Source organism: Terriglobus roseus DSM 18391 (genome assembly GCF_000265425.1).
In the GTDB taxonomy this organism is placed as follows: Bacteria; Acidobacteriota; Terriglobia; order Terriglobales; family Acidobacteriaceae; genus Terriglobus; species Terriglobus roseus.
The window spans coordinates 1,082,391-1,107,136 of record NC_018014.1; the positions used below are offsets into that span (position 1 = coordinate 1,082,391).

Annotated in this window: 15 protein-coding genes; 5 read left to right on the top strand and 10 right to left on the bottom strand. The window is 59.1% G+C overall.

Annotated features, from left to right (window positions below; genetic code table 11):
- Positions 1 to 1,056, bottom strand: a complete 1,056-nt coding sequence (locus TERRO_RS04740) for a cytochrome-c peroxidase (protein ID WP_014784859.1) — start codon at positions 1,054 to 1,056, stop codon at positions 1 to 3.
- Positions 1,057 to 1,171: 115 nt separating this feature from the next.
- Positions 1,172 to 1,582, bottom strand: coding sequence for a cupin domain-containing protein (locus tag TERRO_RS04745; protein WP_014784860.1), 411 nt, complete (start codon positions 1,580 to 1,582; stop codon positions 1,172 to 1,174).
- Positions 1,583 to 1,740: 158 nt separating this feature from the next.
- Between TERRO_RS04745 and TERRO_RS04750 the strand changes: the two genes are divergently transcribed.
- Positions 1,741 to 3,690, top strand: a complete 1,950-nt coding sequence (locus TERRO_RS04750; protein ID WP_014784861.1) for an outer membrane protein assembly factor BamB family protein — start codon at positions 1,741 to 1,743, stop codon at positions 3,688 to 3,690.
- Between the two features lie 69 nt (positions 3,691 to 3,759).
- On the opposite strand, the gene TERRO_RS04755 is transcribed toward TERRO_RS04750, so the two are convergent.
- Positions 3,760 to 4,803: a ThuA domain-containing protein gene (locus tag TERRO_RS04755; protein ID WP_014784862.1), complete on the bottom strand. Its 1,044-nt coding sequence runs from the start codon at positions 4,801 to 4,803 to the stop codon at positions 3,760 to 3,762.
- Positions 4,804 to 5,077: 274 nt separating this feature from the next.
- Between TERRO_RS04755 and TERRO_RS04760 the strand changes: the two genes are divergently transcribed.
- Positions 5,078 to 8,539: a TonB-dependent receptor gene (locus TERRO_RS04760; RefSeq protein ID WP_014784863.1), complete on the top strand. Its 3,462-nt coding sequence runs from the start codon at positions 5,078 to 5,080 to the stop codon at positions 8,537 to 8,539.
- Between the two features lie 146 nt (positions 8,540 to 8,685).
- On the opposite strand, the gene TERRO_RS04765 is transcribed toward TERRO_RS04760, so the two are convergent.
- On the bottom strand, positions 8,686 to 10,095 hold the full coding sequence (locus TERRO_RS04765; protein ID WP_014784864.1) for an aldehyde dehydrogenase family protein: 1,410 nt from the start codon (positions 10,093 to 10,095) through the stop codon (positions 8,686 to 8,688).
- A gap of 29 nt (positions 10,096 to 10,124) precedes the next feature.
- On the bottom strand, positions 10,125 to 10,895 hold the full coding sequence (locus TERRO_RS04770) for a citryl-CoA lyase (protein ID WP_014784865.1): 771 nt from the start codon (positions 10,893 to 10,895) through the stop codon (positions 10,125 to 10,127).
- Between the two features lie 283 nt (positions 10,896 to 11,178).
- On the opposite strand from TERRO_RS04770, the gene TERRO_RS04775 reads away from it, so the two are divergent.
- Positions 11,179 to 12,510, top strand: a complete 1,332-nt coding sequence (locus tag TERRO_RS04775; RefSeq protein WP_217164448.1) for an MFS transporter — start codon at positions 11,179 to 11,181, stop codon at positions 12,508 to 12,510.
- Positions 12,511 to 12,597: 87 nt separating this feature from the next.
- Here the strand turns inward: TERRO_RS04775 and TERRO_RS04780 are convergent, their stop codons facing one another.
- On the bottom strand, positions 12,598 to 14,403 hold the full coding sequence (locus tag TERRO_RS04780) for a thiamine pyrophosphate-binding protein (RefSeq protein WP_014784867.1): 1,806 nt from the start codon (positions 14,401 to 14,403) through the stop codon (positions 12,598 to 12,600).
- A 144-nt stretch (positions 14,404 to 14,547) separates the two neighbouring features.
- On the opposite strand from TERRO_RS04780, the gene TERRO_RS04785 reads away from it, so the two are divergent.
- The gene (locus TERRO_RS04785) at positions 14,548 to 16,272 is read left to right on the top strand and encodes a tetratricopeptide repeat protein (RefSeq protein WP_217164450.1); all 1,725 of its coding nucleotides are present in this window, start codon (positions 14,548 to 14,550) and stop codon (positions 16,270 to 16,272) included.
- Here TERRO_RS04785 and TERRO_RS04790 read toward each other — a convergent pair.
- The 4 genes from TERRO_RS04790 to TERRO_RS04805 all read right to left on the bottom strand — a co-directional run bounded on the left by TERRO_RS04790 (position 16,264) and on the right by TERRO_RS04805 (position 22,802).
- Complete coding sequence (locus TERRO_RS04790; protein ID WP_014784869.1) at positions 16,264 to 17,226, bottom strand: ThuA domain-containing protein; 963 nt, start codon at positions 17,224 to 17,226, stop codon at positions 16,264 to 16,266. The two genes, TERRO_RS04785 and TERRO_RS04790, sit on opposite strands and share 9 nt — an antisense overlap.
- A gap of 125 nt (positions 17,227 to 17,351) precedes the next feature.
- Positions 17,352 to 19,139, bottom strand: coding sequence for a malto-oligosyltrehalose trehalohydrolase (treZ, locus tag TERRO_RS04795; protein ID WP_014784870.1), 1,788 nt, complete (start codon positions 19,137 to 19,139; stop codon positions 17,352 to 17,354).
- 214 nt (positions 19,140 to 19,353) lie between these two features.
- Entirely contained in the window at positions 19,354 to 21,141 is a 1,788-nt protein-coding gene (locus TERRO_RS04800) for a glycosyltransferase family 39 protein (protein WP_081490588.1), read from the bottom strand.
- On the bottom strand, positions 21,138 to 22,802 hold the full coding sequence (locus TERRO_RS04805; protein WP_014784872.1) for an NAD(P)/FAD-dependent oxidoreductase: 1,665 nt from the start codon (positions 22,800 to 22,802) through the stop codon (positions 21,138 to 21,140). Before TERRO_RS04805 ends, TERRO_RS04800 begins: the two co-directional genes overlap by 4 nt.
- Positions 22,803 to 23,427: 625 nt before the next feature.
- Here TERRO_RS04805 and TERRO_RS04810 point away from each other — a divergent pair.
- Positions 23,428 to 24,699: an ABC transporter permease gene (locus TERRO_RS04810; RefSeq protein ID WP_014784873.1), complete on the top strand. Its 1,272-nt coding sequence runs from the start codon at positions 23,428 to 23,430 to the stop codon at positions 24,697 to 24,699.
- Positions 24,700 to 24,746: the final 47 nt, after the last annotated feature.

Genomic DNA, 24,746 nt, shown 5'->3' on the forward strand with positions numbered 1-24,746 from the left:
TTACTTGTCCGGTGGCCCAAGATTCGGCGCAACGTCGCCCGTCAATGATTGCAGAAACTCTACAAGGTCGGTGCGGTCCTGCCCGGTGAGATGGATCTTCTTCATCTCGGGGTCGAGATAGGGGCTGCTGTTGCCTTGGCCCGCGTAGAAGTCGACGACTGCCTTGAGCGTCTTGAGACCGCCATCGTGCATATACGGTGCGGTGCCTGCGATGTTGCGCAACGTGGGTGTTTTGAAGGCGCCGGTGTCGGTCGCGATCTTTGTTTCGTGGAAGCGGCCCACGTCGCTGAAGCTGCCACTGTCGTTCACGCCCTGGCCGGTGTTGTGGAACTCACCGTCGGTGAAGAGGGCATCATGAGCGCCCACCGAGTGACACGATGCGCAGTTGCCGCGCGTGGGATCGAGATAGACCATGAAGCCGCGAAGCTGCGCGGGTGTGAGCGCGGTCTTGTCGCCGCCGTACTGGTAGCGATCGAAGGCAGAGTTGCCGGTGAGGGCGGTGCGTTCGAAGCTGGCGAGAGCTTCCTCGACGCGCTCGATGTTGACGTCGTCCGTGCCGAAGGCGCTCTTGAACATGGAGCGATACTGAGGGTCGTCGCCCAGTTTGCTGACATCGGCTGCATGAGGCTGGCTCATCTCGACCGGGTTGGCGATGGGGAAGGCGGCCTGCTGTTCCAGCGTGATGGCGCGGCCGTCCCAGAACTGGAAGGGCAGGTATGCCGCGTTCAGGATCGTTGGCGCATTGCGGGTGCCAAGTGAGCCGCGCACGCCGGTGGAGACGTTTTTGCCATCGGTGAAGTAGGCCTTGGGATCGTGGCAGGAGGCGCAGGAGAGCGTGTTGTCGACGGAGACGTGGGTGTCGTAGAAGAGCCTGCGGCCGAGCGCGATAGTCTCTGCCGTGGGCGGATTGTCAGCGGGGATGGGCAGCGCGGGAAGGCCCAGAGGGACGTGGATCTGCACGGTCTTGCCGATGGGCTTGTTGCTGACCTTGCGCTTGCAGCCCGTCAGCGCGATGGGCAGCAGCAGCGTGGCGGCGATGAGGATGGCGCGGCGCATAGTCCTGTATCCATTATCGCGCTGCGCAACGCCGGCGACAGGCGCAGTTTGATGCCGCCCTACGGCTAACGCGGTTCTGGATGCCGGGCGAAGTCGATCCGATGGACGACGGCGGTCAGGCGGTTGGGGCCTCAGATCCCCTTGCGAGCCACTTTGAGAAGTAGAAGGTCATGGGTGTCTTGCCTGTGTTGACGATGCCGTGCCAGGTGTTGGCGGCGGTGTACATGATGGCGCCCGGGCCGACGGATGTGGTCTTGCCGTCGACGGTGATCTCGCCCGTGCCTTCGGCGACGATCATGGTTTCTTCTTCCGGATGCTGATGCGGCGGATGCGGCGAGGCGCCAGGTTCGAGCACGCACATGCCAGAGCACAGGGTGGTGAGCTGGTTCGTGGGGCCGTTGTAGTGAACGTAGGCGGTTGCGCCGGGGGCAGCGCCCTCAGCCTGCAGGGCTTCGACGGTGACTACGCCGTCCTGCAGCGCAGGGCCTGAGGTGGTTGGGACGATGTGTGTGACGCCTTCTGCCATGGTGTCTTCTCCGGGCGGCCAGTATAACGTTGCGCGCGGGGAGCGTGCTCCGGTTCGCTACGGTTACATCGTCGCTCTTTGCTCTGGTGCCGTTTATCCTGAGCCGCTCCATTGAATAGACATCTGGCGACTCTGTACCGCTGGATTTAGAGAGAGACATGGCCAGCCGACATCCCGTAAGTATCGCGACCGCAGCAGTATTCCTCACCGTAGCAACCGCAGGAGCACAGGCGAACTGGGCCTCTTACGGACAGGATCAGGGTTCCTCCAGATTCTCGAATCTGACGCAGATTAATGCCGCTAACGTGTCGAAGCTGGAGCGGGCGTGGACGTTTCACACGGGCGGCGACTCGCAGAATGAGGTGACTCCGGTTGTTGTGGAGTCGGTGGTCTACCTGTCATCGCCGAATGGCTACTTCGCCGTGGATGCTGTCACGGGCGAGCAGATCTGGAAGTTTGCTGCGACGGACACGACGACGCGCGGTGTGACCTACTGGCCGGGCGATAAGGAGGCGGCACCGCGCATCATTGGAGCGGTGAGTGGTGGTCGCATCGTTGCGCTCGACACGAAGACTGGCAAGCCGGTGCCGGAGTTTGGCGATGGCGGATATGTCGATATCAAGACAAAGATGACCTCGCCTCCGGCGATCTATAAGGGCATGCTGATCCTGCCAACGATGGATAAGTATGTGCGTGCCTGGGATGCGAAGACCGGGAAGATGGTGTGGAGCTTTAACCTGGTGCCGCAGCCGGGCGAGCCAGGCCACGAGACGTGGGAGAACGATGCGTGGAAGACGACGGGCGGCGTCAATGTGTGGGGTTACATCACGGTCGATGAGAAGCTGGGCATCGCGTTCGTGCCGACCGCGCCACCGTCGCCGGACTACGTCGGTATCAATCGCCCGGGCGACACGCTGTATGGCACGTCGCTGGTGGCGCTGGATGCGAACACGGGCAAGCTGAAGTGGTTCCGCCAGTTGGTGCACCATGACCTTTGGGATTTTGACTCTTCTGCTGCGCCGGCGCTGGTTGAGGTGAAGCAGAAGGGAAAGACGGTTCCCGCCGTGGTGCATATGGGCAAGACGGGGCTGATGTATATCTTCGACCGGCGGGATGGAACACCGATCTTTGGCATGGAAGAGCGGCCGGTGCCGCAGAGCAATGTGCCGGGTGAGAAGTCGTCGCCGACGCAGCCGTTTCCGATCAAGCCGGAACCGATTGCGCGCATCAGTATGACGCATGAGGAGCTGCCGAAGAATATTACCGATAGCTTGACCACTTACTGCGAAGGTCTGTGGCAGAAGTACAAGTTACAGGACGCGAAGCCGTTCAATGCATGGCTGCTGAACCAGGATGTCGTTGAGTTTCCGGGCGCGGTGGGTGGTGGCAACTGGAATGGTGTGTCGTATAACCCGAAGCTTGGTCTGGTTTACACGAACGTGATGAATGCGGGACAGTGGGGACACATTGCTTTGGGCGCTGCGCGCTTTGGGCGGCCGCCGGGTGCTGGAGGACCGCCACGCGGAGCCGGTGGGCCACCACGTGAAGGCGGGCCGCCAGCTGCAGGAGCGCCTGCGAATGATCAGGAGTTTGCCGACCGCGCTGCTGCACCGAAGCCGGGTGCCATGCAGTACAGCAAGACGACGCCGGAGGGGCAGCGGTTCTGGCAGGCCGATACGCGCTACTCCTGCGCGCCTCCGCCGTGGGGCGAGTTGGTTGCTGTAAACGTGAACACCGGGGACATCGCATGGCGCTCTACGCTGGGTGCCTTCGATGAGTTAGAGGCGAAGGGGCTGAAGACCGGGACACCGAATCTTGGTGGCGGCATGAATACGGCGGGCGGACTTATCTTTATCGGCGCGACGGTTGATGGTAAGTTCCGTGCTTTCGATTCGAAGACGGGGAAGGAGCTTTGGTCGGTAAAGGTGGACGCACCGGCGCACTCGGTCCCTGCGACATATCTGGGTAAGAATGGACGGCAGTATGTGGTCGTCTCCGCCGCCGGTGGAGGGTTCCTGAGAGATCCGGTTGCGGACGCTGTTGTTGCATTTGCTTTGCCGAAGGGCGCAGCAAGTAAGTCGGCGGTCAAGGCCGGTAAGTCGAAGTAAGTCGATTGCAAGCAACAAGCAGGGCCACTCTCGGGTGGCCCTTCTCTATTACGACATGACGAGATGTGTCTACTGCGGAGTTCCAATGGCCGCGGGTGTTGGAAGAGCATCGGGTGTGGGCGGTGGCATCTTCAGGGGTGTTACATCCGCTTCGATCTCGCCCAGCGACCACTTGATGGCCTGCAGATACATCTCCTGAATCTTTGGGTTATCCCATGTCGACGGCGCGTGTGCGAAGGTCGCGTAGAAGACGCGGCCCTTGCCGTACATCTTCGCCCATGCGAGGGCGTATGGGTAGTCCGCAGCCTGCATGCCGCGTGCCTTGGTCTTGTCGATCTTCGTGGTGTCGAGGCGCATCAGCACGCGGCTCTTGTCCGGTGAGAAGCCGCTGCTTTGATAGAACTCGTCGCGGATGGTGAAGCTGGGACCGAATTGGCTCAGGCCTGGGAACTTTGGATCGGTGACGATGACGCTGCCTTCGATGGTGCCCCAGGGATGTTGGTCGAAGCGGCCGCCGAGCATCTCGCCAAACTCAGGCCATGAGAGGAACGCAGTGTCACCCACGTGCGCCGCGACAAAGCCCTTGCCTGCGTCGTGGACGAACCATAGAAGGTCCGTCTTCTGTTCGGTGGACAGTTCGATCTCGCGATGCCCCATGAAGAAGATGGCATCGACGTTACAAAGGCTGGGACCACCACTTGCGGGTTCACCGGTGGTCATCTTTGGATGGCGCGAGATGATGTTGGAGTCGGTGCGGATCCATGTGTCATACGCGCCGGACTTATAGCCAAGTTCTTCAATGATGGCGATGGCGTGACCGATATCGTGCTGAGCGATACCGTTGCGTGTGTCGGCCCAGATGAGGAGATGCTTCTTCGGCGAGCCTGCCGGTGCTTCTGTAAATTCAGGCGGTGGCCCTTGCGGTCTTGCTGCTCCAGCACCAGGACCGCCAGCACCTCCGGGACCGCCAAGGCCTCCGGGACGCGGTCCGCGCGCGCCGGGTGCGGGGCAACCTGTATCGGTTGTTGCCGGTGCCTGTGCCGACCCCAGGATCGGCATGGCGAGCGCCACTGTCATCGCCATCGTGAGCGTTAGAACTCTGCCAGAAAACATTGCTTCTCCTTGCATCCGTCGTCGGCTTTCGCGACGCGCTTGCGGGCGTGTCTCCGCCGGTCGTGATGCTAGCAGGCGGCTAAGTTGTAACGCTGCGACGAACGGTGTCAACACGGTAAGTTCATTGACTTCATTTTTTCGTGAAGCCTAGCATCCCGTCCGATCAAGCAACGGGCTTTCCTGTGTCCCCAACACATGGCCCCGCGTGATCGCGAAACGGATAGAGCAAGGCCGCTTCCGTGTAACTCGGCATTACCCTTTGGAGGCAAGATCCATGAGATTCACCCGCACGCTCCTAACCTGTGCAGCCGTTATTGCAAGCTGCGCGCCGGTTATGGCGCAATCACTCAATACTTCCCAGATCGTCGGTACAGTGCAGGACCCGACGGGCGCCTCTGTGCCCGATGCGGTCGTTACGCTAACGCAGACCGACACCGGACTGGTGCGCACGGTGAAGACAAGCGGGTCGGGTACTTATACCGCAACCGATCTGCCTCTTGGGCCGTACAAACTGCAGGTGTCCGCGCCTAACTTTCAGGGCTACACGGTAACCGGTATTGAGCTGCAGGTCGGCAGTAACCCGACGTATGACGTCAAGCTTTCCATTGGTTCCCAAACCGAAGAGGTGACGGTACAGACCTCTGGTGGAGTACAGGTCGAGACGGTGAGCAATGGTATTGGTCAGGTCATCGACAAGACCCAGGTGGTGGAGCTGCCGCTGAACGGCCGTGATCCAACACAACTCATCGCACTGTCTGGCGCAACCACCACGGCGCCCGCGGGCGACTTGAATACCAACAAGAATTTTCCGACCATTACTATCTCAGTCGCGGGAGGCCTGGCGAATGGTGTGGCATACGTTCTGGATGGAGCGAATCATAATGACGTCTTCAACAATCTGAATCTGCCGCTGCCTTTTCCGGATGCGCTGCAGGAGTTCAAGTCCGAGACGAGTTCTTTGCCGGCGCAGTATGGAAACCACGCGTCCGCCGCGATTAACGCGATTACGCGCAGTGGCACGAATAACTTTCATGGTGCGGCGTTCTGGTTTGTTCGTAACTACATGTTTAATGCGGCGAACTACTTTGGTTATCAAACGCCAATCGGTACCACGAATCGCATCAAGACGCGGGACAGTCTCAAGCGGAACCAATTTGGCGGCACGATTGGCGGCCCGGTCATGAAGAACAAGATGTTCTTCTTTGGTGGGTACCAGAGCACCATCAACCGTTCGAATCCGCCGACGAATACGGTGCGTGTGCCGACGCAGGCGATGCTGAACGGCGACTTCGCGGCTTCGATCAACTACACCGATCCTCAGACCAGCACGGCCGCCTCACCGAAAAATTGTTATGGCCAGACTCCAGGCAGCACGGTACTTCGGAGCGTTGCTGCAGGTGGTGCGACGCCGGCGGTCACGGTGGTTGGCAACAGGATCAATCCGGCGCAGTTCAGCGCGCAGGCGCTTGCTGCAATCAAAGCTGGTATCCCCATCTCACCCGACACGGATCCTTGCGGACGCATCAACGTCCCGTTGCAGGGCAACTCGTCAAATCAGCAAGCGGTTGGCCGGGTGGATTACACGATCAACGATAAGCAGTCGATCTTTGCCCGCTACATCAACGCGCGTTACAGCGCACCGATCGTTGTAAGTCCTGGCAACGTACTTACCGCGAATGCCGTGGGGCAGTACAACGAGGTGCAGGCTCTGACGCTGGGCCACACGACCATTGTCACAAGCAACATGGTCAATTCGCTGCGCCTGACGGCTGACCGGACCATTGGACTGCGCTCGCTGGCGCCGTTCTTCGATGCGCAGTCGATTGGCTCCAATGTTTACACCACACCCTCACTGCGGGGCTTCATGGGGGTCAGTGTAACCAATGGCTTCGCGCTGGGGCAGGGTGGCAATAATCCCGGGTATTTCAACACCGTGAAGTACCAGGTTACGGATGACATCAGTTACGTCCATGGTCGGCACTCGTTCGCCTTTGGTGGCCAATACCTGTTTGCCTACATGAACACGGTGAACAACCGTCCCACGAACAGCGCATTCACCTTTAACGGAACGATTCTGGGAGCCACCGGGTCGCAGGTCGTGGGGTATGCGGATTTTCTGACCGGTAGCGTGGGCGCGTTCAGCCAAGGCGCTGCAGATTATGAGAACGACCGGTGGCACTACGTGGCGTTCTACGCGCAGGACTCCTGGAAGGTTAAGCCCAGCTTTACGGTGAACTATGGTCTGCGTTGGGAGCCGTATATCCCGTTCTACAACGTGAATTCGCATGCGCAGAATTTCGATATTGCCCGATTCAACGCAGGGCAGAAGAGTTCTGTTTACACAAATGCTCCAGCGGGTTTGATTTTTCCCGGGGATGCAGGGTATCCCGGACGCTCTTACAACAAAGGTAAGATCTTCAGCGGTTTCCAGCCTCGCGTTGGATTTGTCTGGGATCCTTCGGAAGATGGAACCATGAGCATTCGTGGCGGCTACGGTATCTTCTTCGATTCTCCGCAGATGTTCTTCGACACGCGGTATTCTAACTCGCCGCCGTGGGGCCAGACGATCACGCTGGGAAGCACCAACTTTGCGAATCCGTATGCGGAATACAACAGCACGAACCACACCGGAACCAATCCGTTCCCAGGGTTGCTGAATCTGAATTCCGGAACAACGTTTGTGCAGAACGGTGTGTACGTCAACACGCCGCTAAACCTGAAACAGATGTATCTGCAGCAGTACAACCTGAGTGTTCAGAAGCAGTACAAGACGTTCCTGTTCGCGGCCACTTACATCGGCAATCAGACACGTCACCTGACCACGTCATACGAGGCGAATCCGGGCGTTTATATCCCGGGCAATGGAAATGCGTCGAGGACGGGTTGTGGCCCCATCCCCACGGCATCGCAGCCGACCAGCGGTGCCTGCTCGACGACGGGAAACACCAACATCCGTCGCCAGTTGTTCCTGGCTAATCCGACGCAGGGCGCGTTCTATGGAACGATCGGCCAGTTGGATGATGGCGGCATTGCGAACTACAACGGCATGCTGCTGTCTGTGAATCGCCGCGCGAAGATGATGAATGTGGTGGCAAATTACACCTATTCGCATTGCCTGAGCGATGCGTACACCACGGAGTTGACGGGGCCTTCGTATGTGATTCCTGGCAACCGTCAGGCCAGCTATTCGAACTGCGATCAGGAGCGCCGGAACGTGGCGAATCTGTCGTTGATTTTGAATCCGCAGCATTACAAGGAGCGCTACACCAATGCGTTCCTAGGCGGCTGGGGATTGTCTACCATCTTCACCGCGCGGAGCGGCGGCTATTTCAGCGTTACGACAGGCGTGGATAACGCACTGACCGGCATTGGCAATCAGATCGCCATCCAGACTGGCAGTCCTTACGGTGCGGTGACCAAGCTGCAGTCAACGACGGCGGTTAACTACCTGGACCTGTCGACGGCGAATTTCAGTGCGCCGGCTTCGGGTGTCTATGCGCTCAACCGCCCCAACACGATTCACGGTCTGCCCAGCTATCAATTGGACATGGCACTCACTCGTGAGTTCCGGGTTTACGAGTCGACCAAGATGCAGTTTCGCTGGGAGGTATTTAACGTCCCGAATGAGACGGTCTTCGGCAATCCCAGTTCTGCGTTGAACAGCAGTACGCGTGGTCAGATCACGACGGCAGGGGATCCGCGCATCATGCAGTTCGCTTTGAAGTATCTCTACTAACTCATTCTCGACTTTTGCCTAAAGGGACCTGCGCGGTAACGCACAGGTCCTTCCTTTTGGGTTCGATCGGTTGGTCGTCGCTTTCGTTCATGGCAAAGGGGCCTGTGTGCTGCTTGCGCACAGACCCCTTTGCTTGTTTGCTGAGATCAGTAGGTCTTTGAGTTGTAGAACTCGCCGAAGATTTCCTCGTCTGGTGGGCGGTCCTCGGCGATGGGCCGGCTGACCCAGGTGGTCTGCATGTAATGCTTCAGCACGACGTTCTCATTGGTGATGTTGCCGCCCCAGATGCCGCATCCCATGCTGGACGTCATGGCCAGTCCGTTGTTGAACGATCCGGAGTTGGCTCGGGATTGTGGCTGCCGCACGGTGATGCGGCTGACGGGCGCCATGCGTGCCAGTTCATCGATGTGCTCATCGTTGAAGGAATAGATGCCGACAGAGTGGCCTCGGCCGCCGACCTTGTAGATATCGGTCACCATCCTCAGCGCGTTGTCCCATCCGTCGTACTTGAAGATTGCGAGGACGGGCGAGAGCTTCTCGCTGCAGAAGGGATAGTCTTTGCCGATGCCGGTCTCCGGCACGATGAGGAAGCGCTTGCCCTCGGGGATGGAGAAGCCGGCAAGTTCTGCAATCACGCTTGCTGCGCGGGCAATGGTGGGCGCGGTGCGATGGCGTTCGTCATCCCACATGATTGCCTGCAGCTTGATCTTCTCCTCCGGTGAGACGAGATAGCCGCCCTCATCCTGCAGACACTGCAGCACGCGGTCATAGACCGTGGCTTCGACGACAAGGTTGCCGTCAGAGGAGCAGCCGGAGCCGTTGTCATGCGCCTTGCTGATGCGCGTGTTCCTCGCGGCCTCTTCGGCGATGGTGGTTTCGTCGAAGACCATGGTGGCGTTGCCGGCGCCGACGCCGTAGGCAGGCTTGCCGGAGCTGTAGGCCGCCTTCACCATCGCTGGGCCGCCGGTTGCTACGGTGAGGTCGCACGATGCCATCAGTTCGTTGGCGACGGGGATGCTGGGCTTCTCGATGACCTGGAAGACATCCTCTGGTACGCCTTCGCGCTTCAGTACTTCGCGCATGATGTTGACGGTTTCGATGGTGGTGTTCTTCGCTGCCGGGTGTGGCGCGAAGATGGCTACGTTCTTCGCCTTGATGGTGAAGATGCCGGTGACGATCTCCGTCAACGCGGCGTTGGTCACGGGGACGAGTGCCGCGATGACGCCGACTGGCTTGGCGTATTTGACGATGCCTTTTTCAGGAATCTCTTCGATGATGCCCATGCTCTTCTGCCGCAGCACGTCACGCAGAACACCGACGACCTTGGTGCGCTTGCCGGGTCGCGTCTCGCGATCGCCGAGGCCGCTCTCATCGATGCTCTTATTGGAGAGGCGCGTGAAGGTCGTCTCATTCGCGACGGCCCATCCAAGGGCCTGGCACAGGCGGTCGACTTTTGGCTGGTCGTAGTCCTTGATGGCATCCAGTGCGACTTTGGCGCGAGCCACCATCTCTGCGATCTGTTCCTTCTGCTCTTCCGTGATGACTTTCGGTGCCATTCCTATGCTCCTGACTACGGTGGATCTGTTTAAGGCAGTTTGCGTGGTGCCGGGCCGTCGTACGTTACGGGTACCTTGATGCGCATGGCCTTCTCACGCGCGAGTTCTTCGGCTACCTCTGCGCTGAGGCCTGCCGTACGGCCGATGATGAAGATGAGCCTGCCCATGAGCGGCGGGAAGCCGAGATCGAAGAGGATGGCAGCGAGCACGCCGTCAATGTTGATCGGTAGCGGCTTGACCTTGGCGGCGACAGCGTCTTCAAGTGCGAGCATGAATTTCACGCCGTCGCCTGCGAGGCCATAGCTCTCCGCCATGCCGAAGAGGACTTCCTTACGCGGGTCGCTGGTGTGCTGGCGATGCCCCATGCCTGCGACGCGTGCACCACGCGCACGGTAGTTGTCGACGAGCTTCTCCGCTGCCTCTTGCAGCGTAAGGTCTTCGCTCTTCGCAATTGCTACACCTTCTGCGATAACTTCCATGCACTCCATGCCGGCGCCGCCGTGCTGATCACCGATGGCGAGAATGCCTGCGGCGATTGCAGAGGAGACGGACCCGCGATTGCCAGAGCAGGCGAGTCGTGCGGTTGCTGCTGAAGGTGAGCCGGGACCGTGGTCTGCGGACGAAATAAGGATGGCATCCAGAAGTTTGCCCTCCTCCTTGCTGGGCAAGCGGCCCGCGTGCAGAAGGAAGATCGTCTCGGCGAAGGTGGCCCTTTGCATCAGGTCGCCTATTGCATAGCCGCCGACCCAGATGTTCTTTTCGTCGTATGTGGTAATGCCTGTTCGCCAGGGCTCTGTCATGCGGTCTCCATCCTGTTTTGCACGTTCCGCGTTTGCCGCATCGGAGTCAGCCCGGACGAGCGGCTGCGACGCAGTTGACCAAGCGTAATGCGAATCGACCAGGCACAAAAATCTTGATGCCAAGGTTAGCAGCGCCATGCGGTCGCGGGACGGTTTCTACCGTGGCGATACCGTTCCTTTCTTGCTGCCGATTTCAGGGCAGTGATACGGTTGGTGGCACTCTGGGAGCCCTTTGTTTACGGTGGTTCTCGATCAACTAGCGACCAACAGAAACGACGGGATTTTGATCGTACAGAAGACGACACACGCTTCCCCTGCGGCTCCGGACAGTGCCGGTCGCAGCTATCCGCCCGCCTGGCTCTCCTGGTCTATCTGGGCATTGGCCGCTACGTTCTATCTCTCGGGTTTCTATCAGCGGGTGTCGCCGGCGGTCATGACCGACGAACTGATGCGTACCTTCTCGATCGGTGCGGCAAGCCTGGGGAATCTGTCGGCGTTCTACTACTACTCGTACCTTGCGATGCAGATCCCGACGGGCATCCTGATCGACTCGTGGGGTGCACGCAAGCTGTTGATCAGTGGCTCGATCGCGGCGGCGGTGGGCACGCTGCTCTTCGCATCGACGGATAACTTTGCGCTGGCCTGCCTTGGCCGGCTGATCATTGGCGCCGCTTCGGCAGTCGGTTGGGTCACGCTGCTGACGCTGGCGACTCACTGGTTTCCGGCGAAGCGCTTCGCGATGCTGTCGGGCCTGGGACTGCTCTTCGGGAATCTTGGCGCGTTGTTTGCGCAGGTGCCGCTGCGTCTGGCCATTCAGAGCTTTGGCTGGCGACCCGTTGTTTTTGGCTCGGCCGTGGTTGTTCTCAGCATTGGTCTGCTGGCCTTCTTCTTCGTGAAGAATGATCCGGTGAACGCGGGCTTCGCTACCTATGCACCCACGGACGTTCACCAGGGGGACGCGTCGTTCGTGGAACGGCTGCGTGGCTTCGGGCGTATCTTCGGCTTTCGGAATACGTGGCTGATCTTCCTCGCGCAGGGCGGCATTGTTGGGTCGATTTTGTCGTTCACGGGGCTTTGGGGATCACCTTACCTGCGCTCGCGCTTCGGGCTGCAACAGACGACCGCGGCGGAGGTCTGCTCGGTGATGATTGTGTGCTGGGCTGTGGCGAGCCCCCTGTGCGGTGCGTTGTCGGATCGGATTGGCCGCCGTAAGCCGATCTATGTTGCCGGGGTGTTCCTCGCGCTGCTGGGGTGGGTTGCGATGTTCTACACGCCGAAGCTGCCGCTCGCTGGTTTCATTGCGATTGCGGCGATTACCAGTATGGCCAGCGGGTCTGTGGTGATCGGGTTCGCTTATGCCAAGGAGTCGGTACCGCCGCAGTATCTTGGGTCAATCTCCGGCACGGTCAATATCGGCAACATGATTGGTCCCACGTTGTTAACGCCTGCCATTGGCGCGGTGCTGGACCGTCACTGGACGGGGCAACTCATCAAGGGCGCGCATGTGTATGGGGTGCATGCCTATGAGGTTGCTTTTCTGCTGATGGTGGGGTGGCTTACGATGTCGACGATTCTGCTGAGCCTTACGCGTGAGACGGGTTGCAAGCAGTGCTAGGGCGTTGAATCGCTTAAATCTTTAGGGTAGGTAAACCAAGAGGCGAAGGGATAATCCTTCGCCTCCTGGTTTGAAAATAGATCGGACTTACTCTCCGTTACGGTAGATGTCGTTGATGTTCCAGTGGCCCGGTGTCGGTGTGGGCGCGTTCTCCATCGGCACCTGAATGACAGTGGGCATGCCAGAGGCGATCGCTTCTTCCAGTGCTGGTCCCAGCTCTGCGGCGGATTTGATGGCGACGCCGCGTGCGCCGTAGGCCCGTGCGATAGCGGCGTAGTCCACGTTATACGTTTTGCCGTTGCACTCGAAGAGGCAGCCGAAGCTCCAGCCGTAGTGCATCTTCTCGAGGCCTGCGATCGTGCCGAATGCTGAGTTATCCATCACTAACCAGATGCAGGCAAGGCCTGCTTCCATGGCCGTTGCGACGATACCGGGATTACTGCTGAACGCGCCGTCGCCGATGAGTGCGAGTGCCACGCGGTGCGGTTGCGCGTATTTCACGCCGAGGACGGCTGCGGGTCCGAAGCCCATGGTGGCAAGTCCGCTGGGTGTGATGAAGGTGCCCGGGACAGGGAAGTCGAATTGCTGTGCGACGCCATTTTTATTCCAGCCCACGTCGGTGACGATGAAGCCGTCGTCCGGCACCGCCTTGCGCAGTTCGGCAAGGATGCGCTCAGGTCGTAGCGGGAACTGCTCAGAAGTCCATTCATCGGCCCACAGGTCGCTGAATTCCTTACGTGCTTTGGCGATCTTCTCGCGCATGCCGGGCCGTTCGACGTGCTTGCGGCCCTGTGCGGCGCGAGCGAGTTCGGCGAGTGCGACCTTTGCGTCGGCGATGACACCCAGCTCTGTCTGGTAGTTCCGTCCAATCTCCGGGATATCGATGTCGATGTGGATGAGGCGTGGGTTGTCGAAGGTGAAATCCGGCTCCCAAGAGCTTGAGTTGGCCTCGGCCAGGCGTGTGCCGACGGCGAGGATCAGGTCGGCTTCGCGACACATTTCATTGGAGACGGGGATGCCCCAGAAGCCGGTCTGTCCCATCAGCAGCGGATGCTTTTCCGGCATGCAGGCCTTGCCCATGAGCGTGTGCGCCACGGGTAGTTCGAGCGATTCGGCGAGGGCTTGCAGTTCCTTCGTTGCCTTGGCCGAGATCACACCGCCACCGGCGTAGAGTACGGGCCGCTCGGCAGTCGCGAGCGCGTTGATGATGTATTCGACGGAGTCGGGATCGATCGCCTGCTTGCTGAGTTTTGGCGGCGTCTTCGAGAACGAACCTTCCTTCAAATCGGCGGAGAAGATATCCATCGGTACATCGACCAGCACAGGACCTGGACGGCCCGATTGCGCGAGATAGAAGGCGCGTTCGATCGCACGTGGCAGATCTTCCACTCGGTCTACGCGGTACACACGCTTGCAGAAGGGCCGGTAGATCTGGCTCTGATCCGCGTCGGCGTGCAGGTTGATCTCCTGGTGCGGATGCTTGCCGTAGTAGTACGACGGCACATCGCCCGCGATGACAACCATCGGCACGGAATCGAGTGCCGCGTTCGCAACACCGGTGGCCGCGTTCGTAAGTCCCGGGCCTAAGTGACTTAGGACGACACCTACTTTGCCCGAGGCGCGCGCATACCCATCGGCAGCGTGTGCCGCCGTCTGCTCGTGACGCGTGGTGATGAATTTCACCTTGGGATTTTTGCCCAGCGCATCCAGTACCGCGATGACCGTGTGTCCGCAGAGACCAAAGACGACCTCGACGCCAAGCAGCTCGAGATAATCGACAAGCTGATAGGCAGCGATGCGATACCCCTCTTTGGGAGCGACCGGAACCTTCGTCAACACGTGGCCGTAAGGCTTTGCGGGAACAATCGGGGCGTCAGTAATTGTGGGGACCATAGCGTGATGATTCTAAGGTCGGGCCTATGCCGGTACAACGGTGTAACGGTGTTCGCACGTTCCGCGGGCATGTTTTGCTGCGACCCAGAGCGTTTTCTTTGTAAGTTCCATTAGTATTGTGCGGTGCCGGCGAAGACCCAAATCGTGAAAGAAAAATCTACCTTTGATGAGGCGGTTCGCAGCCAGCTTCATAAGATCATCAGCAGTAAGTCGTTCCGCCAGGGCGACCGATTGCAGCGCTTCCTTGGCTTCATCGTCGACGAGTCGCTGGCCGGGCGCGGCGATCAGTTGAAGGAATACCCCATCGGGGTCGATGTCTTCGGGAAGAGCGACAGCTTTGATCCGCGCATGGATCCAATCGTGCGCGTGCAGGCGCGGCGCCTGCGCATACGGTTGCAGACGTACTATCGCGAAGAGGGCCAGGCAGACGATCTCGTCATCGAGATGCCAAAAGGGGGCTACGCACCCACGTTTCGCCAGGTGGATCCGTCGCCGGTCAAGCGGCCGCACGTGCCCGCGCTGGTCAGCCGCAACACCGTCGCTGTTCGCGCCTTTGAAGACTGCAGCCCGAACGGGGCAGAAAGCTCATTCTGCCGCGGCCTCGCCAGTGAGATCGTGCACGCGCTGTCGAAGGTCGACTCCATCGTCGTGATGGACGAATCGTCCACGCGGCAGGAGAGCCTGGAAGAGGCGGCCGTCTTCATCGGCGGCACGGTACGAACGGCCCAGGGCACGATGCGCATCACCATGCAGATGACCGACACTATGCGCGGCAGCATTCTGTGGTCAGAGTCCATCGACCGTCGCTATGACGATGTCTTCGCCTTGCAGGAAGAGATTGCCGCCACCGTCATTGGCGCTGTTATGCCGCAATTGGTGGGTGACTCAGGCGGGCCGCGGACGAAGGTCGGCAACCTGGCCGCCAACAACATGTATCTGCAGGGCGTCTACCAGTTCAACCAGCGCACGGAGAGTGGTCTGCGCAAGGCTATGGAGTACTTCGGCAAGGCAGCAGAAGAAGATCCAGGCTTTGCCAAGGCCTACGCCGGCATGTCGGATGCGCAGTTGCTGATGGCCAACTACGGCGTGGCTGCGCCGACAGAAGTGTGGACCAAGACGGCTGCGAACGCTTCGCACGCTGTGCTGCTCGACGACGAGTCGAGCGAGGCGCATACGTCTCTGGCACACGTAAAGGCGATCCAGGATTGGGATTGGTCCGGATCGGAGAAGGAGTTCCGCAAAGCGATCCGCCTCGATCCGCGAAATTCGGTTGCGCATCACTGGTTTGCGATGTCGTGCCTGGTCACGCTGGGCCGGCTGGACGAGGCGCTGCAGGAGATCATGATCGCGCAGAGCCTCGATCCGGTGTCATCCATCATCGCGCGCGACATGGCGCAGATTTATCATTTTCGTCGCGAGTACGACAGGGCACTCGAACAGTGCGATCACACCATCGAGCAGAATCCGCACTTCTCCGCGGCCTATTGGACACTCGGCCTGGTGCAGGAACAACGTGGCGAACTCGAGGAGGCCATCGCTGCTTTCCAGCGAGCGATTGAACTGTCGCCGCCGAGTCCACGCATCGTCGGTGCATTGGCAAGAACTTACGCGATCGTGGGCCGTAAGCAGGATGCATCGCGCCTGTTGAAGGACCTGAACGAACTATCGAAGAAGCGCTACATCTCACCCTTTGAACTTGCGCTCATCTACTTCTCACTGGGCCGCATGGATGAGGGGTTTGAGCGGTTGGAACTGGCCTTCCAGCATCGCTGCTTTGAACTGATTACGCTGCGTATCGATCCGCGTTTCGATAACGTTCGCGACGATCCGCGTTTCCAATCGCTCTTCTCGCAACTCGGCTTATCGTAGAGGCTTCGCTTCGGCCGGCAACGGTCGCGGCGTGATCTCTGCATCCGTCAGGTGCAGTGCCCAGCGCAGCGCCTCAAAGTACATCTGCTGCACCGCGCGATCGTCCCAGGTACTGGGATCGTGGCCGAGCGCGGAATAATAGACGCGACCCTTGCCGTAACTCTTCGCCCACGCCAGCGGAAAGTCCGCCTCCTTGTGGTGCACCAGCGGCACTGTCATGTCCAGCTTCGACACGTCCAATCGCAGAAGGACGTGGGCCCTGGCTCGCGAGAAATCTTTGATCTGGTAGTACTCGTCGATGTGTTGGAAGGTAGGCGGCAGATTCGTCATGCCGGGGAAGTTGTTGTCTTCCACGAGCACCGGCGCATCCGTAATGCCCCATGGATGTTCGTCGAAGCGGCCACCTAACATTTCGCCAAAGTCGGGCCATGAGAAGAAGGCCGTGGCGCCTGCGTGTGCTGCAACAAAGCCTTTGCCGTCATCATGGACAAACGCGAGAAGATCCTTCTTCTGTGACGCTGCCAGATCGATCTCACGCACGCCAAAGAAGAAGATCGCGTCGAAGTCATTCAAGTTTTTTGCGTACAGGAGGGGTTGGCCATCACTGCCTGTGACTGTGCCTTTGGTGATCGCGTGCGAGTCGGTGCGGATGAAGGTGTCGTAGGCACCAGTCTCGTAGCCAAGCCGTTCGATCGTCGCAACCGCATGCGAGACCGAGTCATGCTGATAACCGTTGCTGATGTCGATCCATGCCAGTACACGCTTGCGATGCGGCTCGGCGTTGTTGTGATAGCTCTCATCGCCCACGCTGGCGGAGTTCATGCCGGGACCGATTCGGATGCCGTATGACATGCCCAGATCGGCGGTGCCCTGGCGGTTTGTGGTCGGCGTCGTCTGTGCTTCGAGCAACGAGGTCAGCAACAGGAGAAAGAGTAGTGCTGCGCGAGTTCTCATGGGATGCCTTCACCCGCCCGTGAAAGCGGCAGGAGAAGGTTAGAGCCAGGTGTGTTCTGAAGTCCATTGCGGCCCGCCGCAGAACAGTAGCGATACTGTTCCACAACGGACCGCAGGGGTGGCAACTATGACCTGGAGCGAGCTTCAACCTTCCGGTCTTCTGCCTGTTCCGACGTCGACAGGAAGACAGCAAGCGTCATCGGAGGAACGTTCAGGTAGCCGTCACGCACATCCACGCCGCTTCGCGATACCAGCTCCAGCGTTTCGCCTTCCAGTAGGGCAAAGCTGAATGGTTGATCCCCGAAGTTCACGACGACACGCGCCTCATCGCGCTCCATAACAAGCGTTCTTGCCTCTTCATCGGAAGACACGTGGAGATGGTGCATATCGCCATCGTTAAAGCAAACACGGCTGCGCCGCAGCTTGATGAGTGCCTTGGTCCACGCCAGGAAGTCAGCATGCTTTTCATCCTTTTGCTCGTCCCACTTCAGCTTTGAGTCGGTGTAAGTTTTCTCCTGTTCCGGATCCGGCACGTCACCGTCAAAGCCGAAGGCAGCAAACTCGCTCTTACGGCCTGCGGCTACCAGTCGACGCATCTCCTCATCTTCGTGATCTGCGAAGTACAGGAACGGTGTGGAGCACGCCCACTCTTCCCCCATGAAGAGCATTGGGGTGTAGGGCGCTAACAGTACCAGGCCAATGGACAGTTTTGCAGTGTCCGTTTCGATCAGGTGCTCCAGCCGTTCACCCCATCCGCGATTGCCAACCTGGTCGTGATTCTGATCGAAGTGGATGAAGTGATGCGCTGACAGACCGTCAGCAGGGCGACCGTGCCGGCGCTTTCGATAGCCGGAATACTGACCGTCGTAGACATAGGCATGCTGCAGGGACTTATGCAGATCGGCGAGCGTTCCAAAGTCGCCGTAGTAGCCCGTCTCGCCCTCTTTCGGCGAGTAGAGAACAGCGAACAGGGAGTGATGGAAATCGTCGCTCCATTGCGCATCCATGCCGTACCCATTCGCCTCACGCGGACGGATGACACGGGGGTCGTTCAGGTCGCTCTCGGCGATCAGGTAGAACTCTTTCCCGACCGTGGCGCCCAGGCGCTCCACTTCCGTTGAGAGTTGCTCCATGAAGTGCACGGCGGACAAGTCGATGAAGGCATGTACTGCGTCGAAGCGCAGACCATCGCAGTGATAGTCCTTAAGCCACATGATGGCGTTGTCGACGAAGAAACGGCGGACCTCGTCGCTGCCTTCCTGGTCCAGGTTTACGGCGTCGCCCCAGGGTGTCTTGCGGTTGTGGTTCAGATACGGTCCGAACTTGCCGGTGTAGTTGCCGACCGGTCCGAAGTGGTTGTAGACCACGTCAAGGATCACGCTTAGACCTGTGGCATGGCATGCATCGACGAAGCGCTTGAAACCATCCGGGCCGCCGTAGTGCTCATGCGTCGCGAAGAGTGAGACGCTGTCATATCCCCAGCCCTGCTTGCCGGCCCATGCGGCCACCGGCATCACTTCGACGTGCGTCACGCCAAGCTCGGCGAGATATTGCAGTTTGGGGATCGCACCATCGAACGTACCTTCAGCGCTGAACGTGCCGATATGCAGTTCATAGATGATGGCGCCGGTCTTTGGCGATCCGCGCCAGAGCTGATCGTGCCATGTGAAGTTGTCGTGACGATATAGTTCGGAGGCTCCGTGCACGCCGTCCGGCTGCCGAACGCTGCGCGGATCCGGGTAAGGCGTCGGGTCGTCATCGAGCAGGAAGGCGTACCGGTCGCCACATCCTGCCTCCTCCACTTCAAGCGTCCACCAGCCACGATGGCTTGGGCCATTCATCGGTAACACCTGGCCCCGCCAGGACAGGGACATCTTCTGCGCCTTGGGCGCCCAGATACCAAACTTATGCATTGCGAAACTCCTCACGGATTCAATCCGACACTCGGTTTACCGGGTTTGGGTTACAAACCAGTCAGTAAATGGCTATGAACTATCTGTCTCTTCAAGGCCTTGGATGCCTGAGGAAGCCCTCGGTTGCGTATCAAGAGGGGAGATCGGTAGGCGTGCTCCCGCTGGCAGACCTTGGCGTTCTATGCGTCGTCGAACAGATGCGAGACTTCGCATGTTACTGGAGGTCAGGGGACTCCGGTAAGTTGTCCTGCAAACGGAATGGAATGGGCAGCAACTCTGGCGAAAGCGGGCCTGTCTGCACCGCGACCCCATCGGCCACGTAAAAAACAGGCAGACCGTGGCTCAGCGGAGTGAAACCACCGATAGCTCCTGCGCGTGTGTTGATGGGCAAGCGATGCTCGGCGTAGTGGTGGCGATCAAGATCCTTCAGCAGCCAGTTTCCGTCGCTCGCAAGAACAACATACTTTCCAACTGTTTTCTGAAACGTCGCCATAGGTACGATGCGCAGCGTGTATAGGGAACGAGCGGCCCAGAGGTTCTGCTCGGGCGAGTCATCCCTGCGGAACTTGCGAATGGCCTGAAAATCAACTGGAAAGACAGCGCGCGAAGCATATACAGGCGGCGCGTAATGCTGAAAAGTGAGTGCCATCAGCGGATCGGGAATTGCGAGCGGTGCATCTGCCGGCAGGCCCGCAAAGGCAAGCGGCAGGCGATCCACCACTTTGTGGAAGCATTGCTTCTGCTCGGAGTAGTCGTAGCCTACAACCGACTCTCGGCTGACAAACCAGGCCAGAACAAAACAGAGAAAGACCGGACCCGCGATGCGGCTGCGGCCGGATAGTCGATAGGCGGTAAGTGCTCCGCTGACTGCAAAGCCAAAGCAGACGGGAATGACAAAGCGAGGAGACAGCATGCCGCCTCGTACGGAGGCCACTAAGTAGCCAAGAAACGGATAAAGCATCAAGAAGACAATACCGACCAACTCATGCACCGGTAGAACGCGCGGCGCGTCGTCGTTAGCGGCAGTTTCTGCATAGCCATTCATTTTCGGTGAGAAGAGAAGCAGCTTGATTGCAGCAACTGCGAACAACGCAAGCAGCGGATACAGGATGGTCTCGACCATCTCGGTGTAGGAATCAAAGACCTGGTCGATCGATACCTTGTTCCACGCGTGGGGTGCGAACTGCGCAATATCCCGATTGATCAACGGAAGAAACACAAGCAGCGGACTGATCGCAAGCGCAAGCCCAAGCCAGATACGCCAATCAATCAGGCGGAGAAAGTTCGGTTCAGTGTTCCTATAGGTGTCGTGGCGCGACTTCAAGATAAGTCGCACAGTACGGGCGACTTCACCGGCTGTGATGGGCAGAAATGCCAGCACCGCGAAATAATTCGTGGAAATACCCAGGCCAAGTGCTGCGATCATGACCAACAGCCAGACATAACGAGATCTGCGCGAATGCCTTGTTTCCGTCGTTTCAGACCAGCTCAGAAACGCCAGCATCGCAAGGCCGTAAAAGATGCCATAGGAACGGCTTTCGAAGCTGTAATCGAAGGCGGCCATCGTCATGGAAAGCACGGTGCCGCCCAACGCCCACTCCGCAGGAACGCGACGACGCAGGTAAGTGAAGAGCGAGACTAACCCGATCCAATAGCCAACCATCGCCGGAAGCCTCAGTGCGAACTCACGCTCGCCGAAGAGCAGCCGGCAGAAGTGGACAAGAACATGGATGACCGGCGGATTGGGGTCGGCTCCCATCGCGAGTGCATGCCAGATCGCCGCGACGCTACCAAGGCGAGCCACGTGCAGAGTGAAGAGCTCATCCAGCCACAACAGCTTCAGGGATGAGAGGCAGGTGACCGCGACAACGTAGAGCACCGTAAGCGCCAGGAATGCACGCCACGGGTGCGACCGGATGGCGCGTGTCAGGCTAATCTCGCCCGGAAGAGTGGACGCGGACGCATCCACTCCCGGTCTCTCCTCAGCGGCAGAGGAGGTCATGCCGCAACGCCTTCGTCAGGCGCAGGCTCGTTCACGCCACCCGGCTCAGCTTCGCCATCCTTGTGTTCGTGGTAATCCTGCTCGGTATTGATGGACCACAGATTGTCTTTGGTGGTCTTCCCCGCCAGGATGTTATCGACTGCGGTCATCGCCGTCAGCATCGAGTGATCCTGGTTGTTGTACTTATGCATGCCGTTCCGGCCCAGCAGATACAGATTTTCAAACTGGTCGACGTAACGCACAATCTCATCGAAGCGGTCGTAAGTGCCAAAGTAGGCGGGGTAAGTCTTCGGCACACGGAAGACACACGAGTCGCGTACTTCATCGCCACGCAGGATACCGATCTTCCCGACCTCTGCGATCGCGAACGCTGCAAGTTCCGCATCCGGCATCTTCCATAGAGGATCCGTCTCATAGCAGAAATACTCGAGCCCAATCCATATCTTGGAAGGGTCCGCCACCAGGTGAGGACTCCAGTTATTGAAGATCTGCAGCCTGCCCACTAGTACATCTGGCTCCTGGATATAAATCCAGGTGTCCTTGAGCGGCGATCCATCCTTCTCTTTTAGTAACAGTCGATCGACCAGCAAGCCGACCGTGATGAAGTCGCGATAGACCAGCCCATTCGCGATCGCCGATATCTCCGCAGGAATCTGGGTATGCAGATTCTTGAGCAAGTCACGAACCGGCATGGTCGAGAAGCAGAAGTCCCCGTCCACTGTCACCGTTTCGCCACCGGGATTCGTCGCCTCTACAGAAGTGATGCGGTCAATCCCATCCGCTCCGCGCGCAACATTCAGCCCGACGATGCGCCATCCCATGCGGACCTCGCCACCCTCGCGGCAGACCATCTTCGCCACACGCTCCCAGAGCTGGCCCGGACCATACTTCGGATACAGAAACTGCTCAATCAGCGACGTCTCCGAATCCTTCTGCTTGATGTCGGTCGGGTCTGTTTTCCTCACACGAAAGACCTTGGCAAAGAAGTGAGAAACGACCTTGCGCAGAGACAGTCCCTTGATGCGCTGTGCACCCCACGACGCATCAATCTGCTCGCATGGGACACCCCAGACCTTCTCCGTATAGCTCTTGAAAAAAGTCAGGTAGAGCGTCCGGCCAAAGCGGTTCGTTAGGAAGTCTTCCAGCGTCTTCTCTGGGCGCCGCGGGAATAGTCGAGCCTTGAGATAGCTGAATCCAATCTGGATAGTTCGCAGTAGACCCAGACGGCGCAGCGTTCCGACTGAAAGTGTCAGCGGGTAGTCGAAGAACGACCGCAGAAAATAGATCCGGCTCTTACGCGGCCGGATGAGCATCACCGCGTCTGGATCATCGTCCACGTCGGGTGCCAGGTGGGGATCCGTGTGAACCACGCGCTGTTGATTGTGATACGAGATTGCAGCAACGTGGGAGTCGCCCTGCTGCTGGATCGGCATGATCGACGTCCACCAGTCCATCACGCGATCGGACTTGGAGAAGAAGCGGTGGCCGCCAATGTCGATGCGATTGCCGTTGTAGCGAATTGTGCAGGAGATGCCGCCTACGCGCTCACTCGCCTCAAAGACAATGGGGCGAATCGACGAGCGCCTGCAGAACTCCAGCGCTGCCGTCAATCCGGCGGGGCCGGCCCCAATAATCAAAGCGGTCTTCTTCACTGCCGTCATGCATCTCCCTGGTGTCTGCGTCGGCGACTGTTACATGTGCTCCCTTCACCAGGGGTGCACTGCGGCTTCCATCGCCGCCTGCCTTCAGTAAACCTATAACGGGCTCCTCTTTCATGTTAGAGGAGTAACCTACAGCGGCGCTCTGCGGTTCGATCTTCGAAGCTCGGATGCTTCTCAATCGTTACACGCCGGCATGACGGGCATTTTGACGGGATCACTGACTCTGCTTCGGCATTGAGACGCTCTCAAGCGATTGCCCCGCGGCCTCAAAGGGAAAGGTCTCCCAGACCTTGAGGTACGCGGCGCTTGCTGCAGGAAACCACAAAAAAGATCACAGCGGACAGGATGCCAAGTCCGCGCGGCTCCTACACAGCCATCAGCAGCAGTGTGGGGTCGCACCGTCTCTCAGCCACCCAACCACGAAGACTTCGTGTGGAGCCAGGGGAAGATCCAAACGAATGGAAGAGGATCGGACAATCGACCCAACTTTCGCTCCCGTTGAAGGCCGAGACCGTCTTCGATAGCGAAAAATCTACGGGCCACCGGCATCGGGGCGAAATCACACATAAGACATCTGCATCGGCAACCATTCCGCCGCGTCTTATCTCTCGGGTAGCATGAAGAGATGGCCGTAACCGACAACCGCCAGAGCACGTTCGAAGGCACACTGCGATCCGCCAAGACCTCGCTGATGTTCAGCGAGACGCTTCGGCTGGCGCTCGACAGCTTTCGCGCCAGCAAGATTCGCTTCCTGCTGACAATGCTCGGCATGATTATCGGCTCTGCTTCCATCGTTCTCGTGGTGACGGTCGGCCTTACCGGCCGCCAATACGCCTTGGATACGCTTTCGAGCATCGGCCCCAACATGGTGGAGATGCAGTACAACGGCGGCGCCACCATCGGCCCGGACGGTGCCTCGACCCCCGACTACATGACTCGCGAGGACGAAGCGGCAGTGCTGGCCCAGATCCCGGGCATTGCGCAGAGCTCTCCCATGCTGGAGATCCATACGCCGGTCAGCGTCGGCGACGGCAAGGTGAAGGACGTCATGCTGCTGGGCGTCTCGCCTCGCTACAAAGATGTTCGCAACCTTGGCGTTCTCGCAGGCAGATTCTTCGACGATCAGGATTCCGTGATGCATGACAAAGTCGGCGTTATGGTCGAGCCGCTTGCCAAGGAGATTTACGGGTCGAGCCAGGCCGCGGTGGGCAAGGTCCTGAGCATGAGCGGCGTTCCGGTCACTATCATCGGTGTCTTCAAGCAGCGGGTCGATACCTTCGGACAGTCCGAGATCAGCGAAACGACGATGCTGCTGCCCTATACCGTTGCGCGCTACTTTACCGGTACAGACACGGTGAAAGAGATCTTCTTCACCATGAAAGATCCGGCGGACGTTCCGCGCGGCGGTGCTCGCATCCTTGAGCTGATCCGCTCGCGCCATCGTAAAACTAGCAACTACACCGCCTTTACGATGGTCGCCATCCTGGACACGATGGCAAAGGTCGCCGACTCCCTGACGTACGTGCTCACCGCGGCGGCATTCATCACGCTGGTGGTTTCGGGTGTAGGCATTATGAACAGCATGCTCGCCAATGTATCGGCGCGCATCCGTGAAATCGGTATCCGCAAGGCGCTTGGCGCGACCAAACGTGAAATCCGCCTGCAATTCCTGACAGAGGCTGTGTTCCTGTCGTTGTGCGGCGGTGTCGTCGGCACGCTGCTGGGACTCGCAGTGCCGATCAGCGTTAATCTGCTGACGCCGGTACACATCCCCATGTCGTGGCTTTCGGCGGTGGTTGCGCTTTTCACGAGTGTGCTGGTCGGCGTCATCTTTGGCACGCTGCCGGCAAATCGAGCAGCCTCGCTGGATCCTGTCGAGACGCTTAAGTACGAGTAGAACCTCTCGATTGCGAAGGTGTTTCGGGCGTAAAGCGAAGGGCCGCT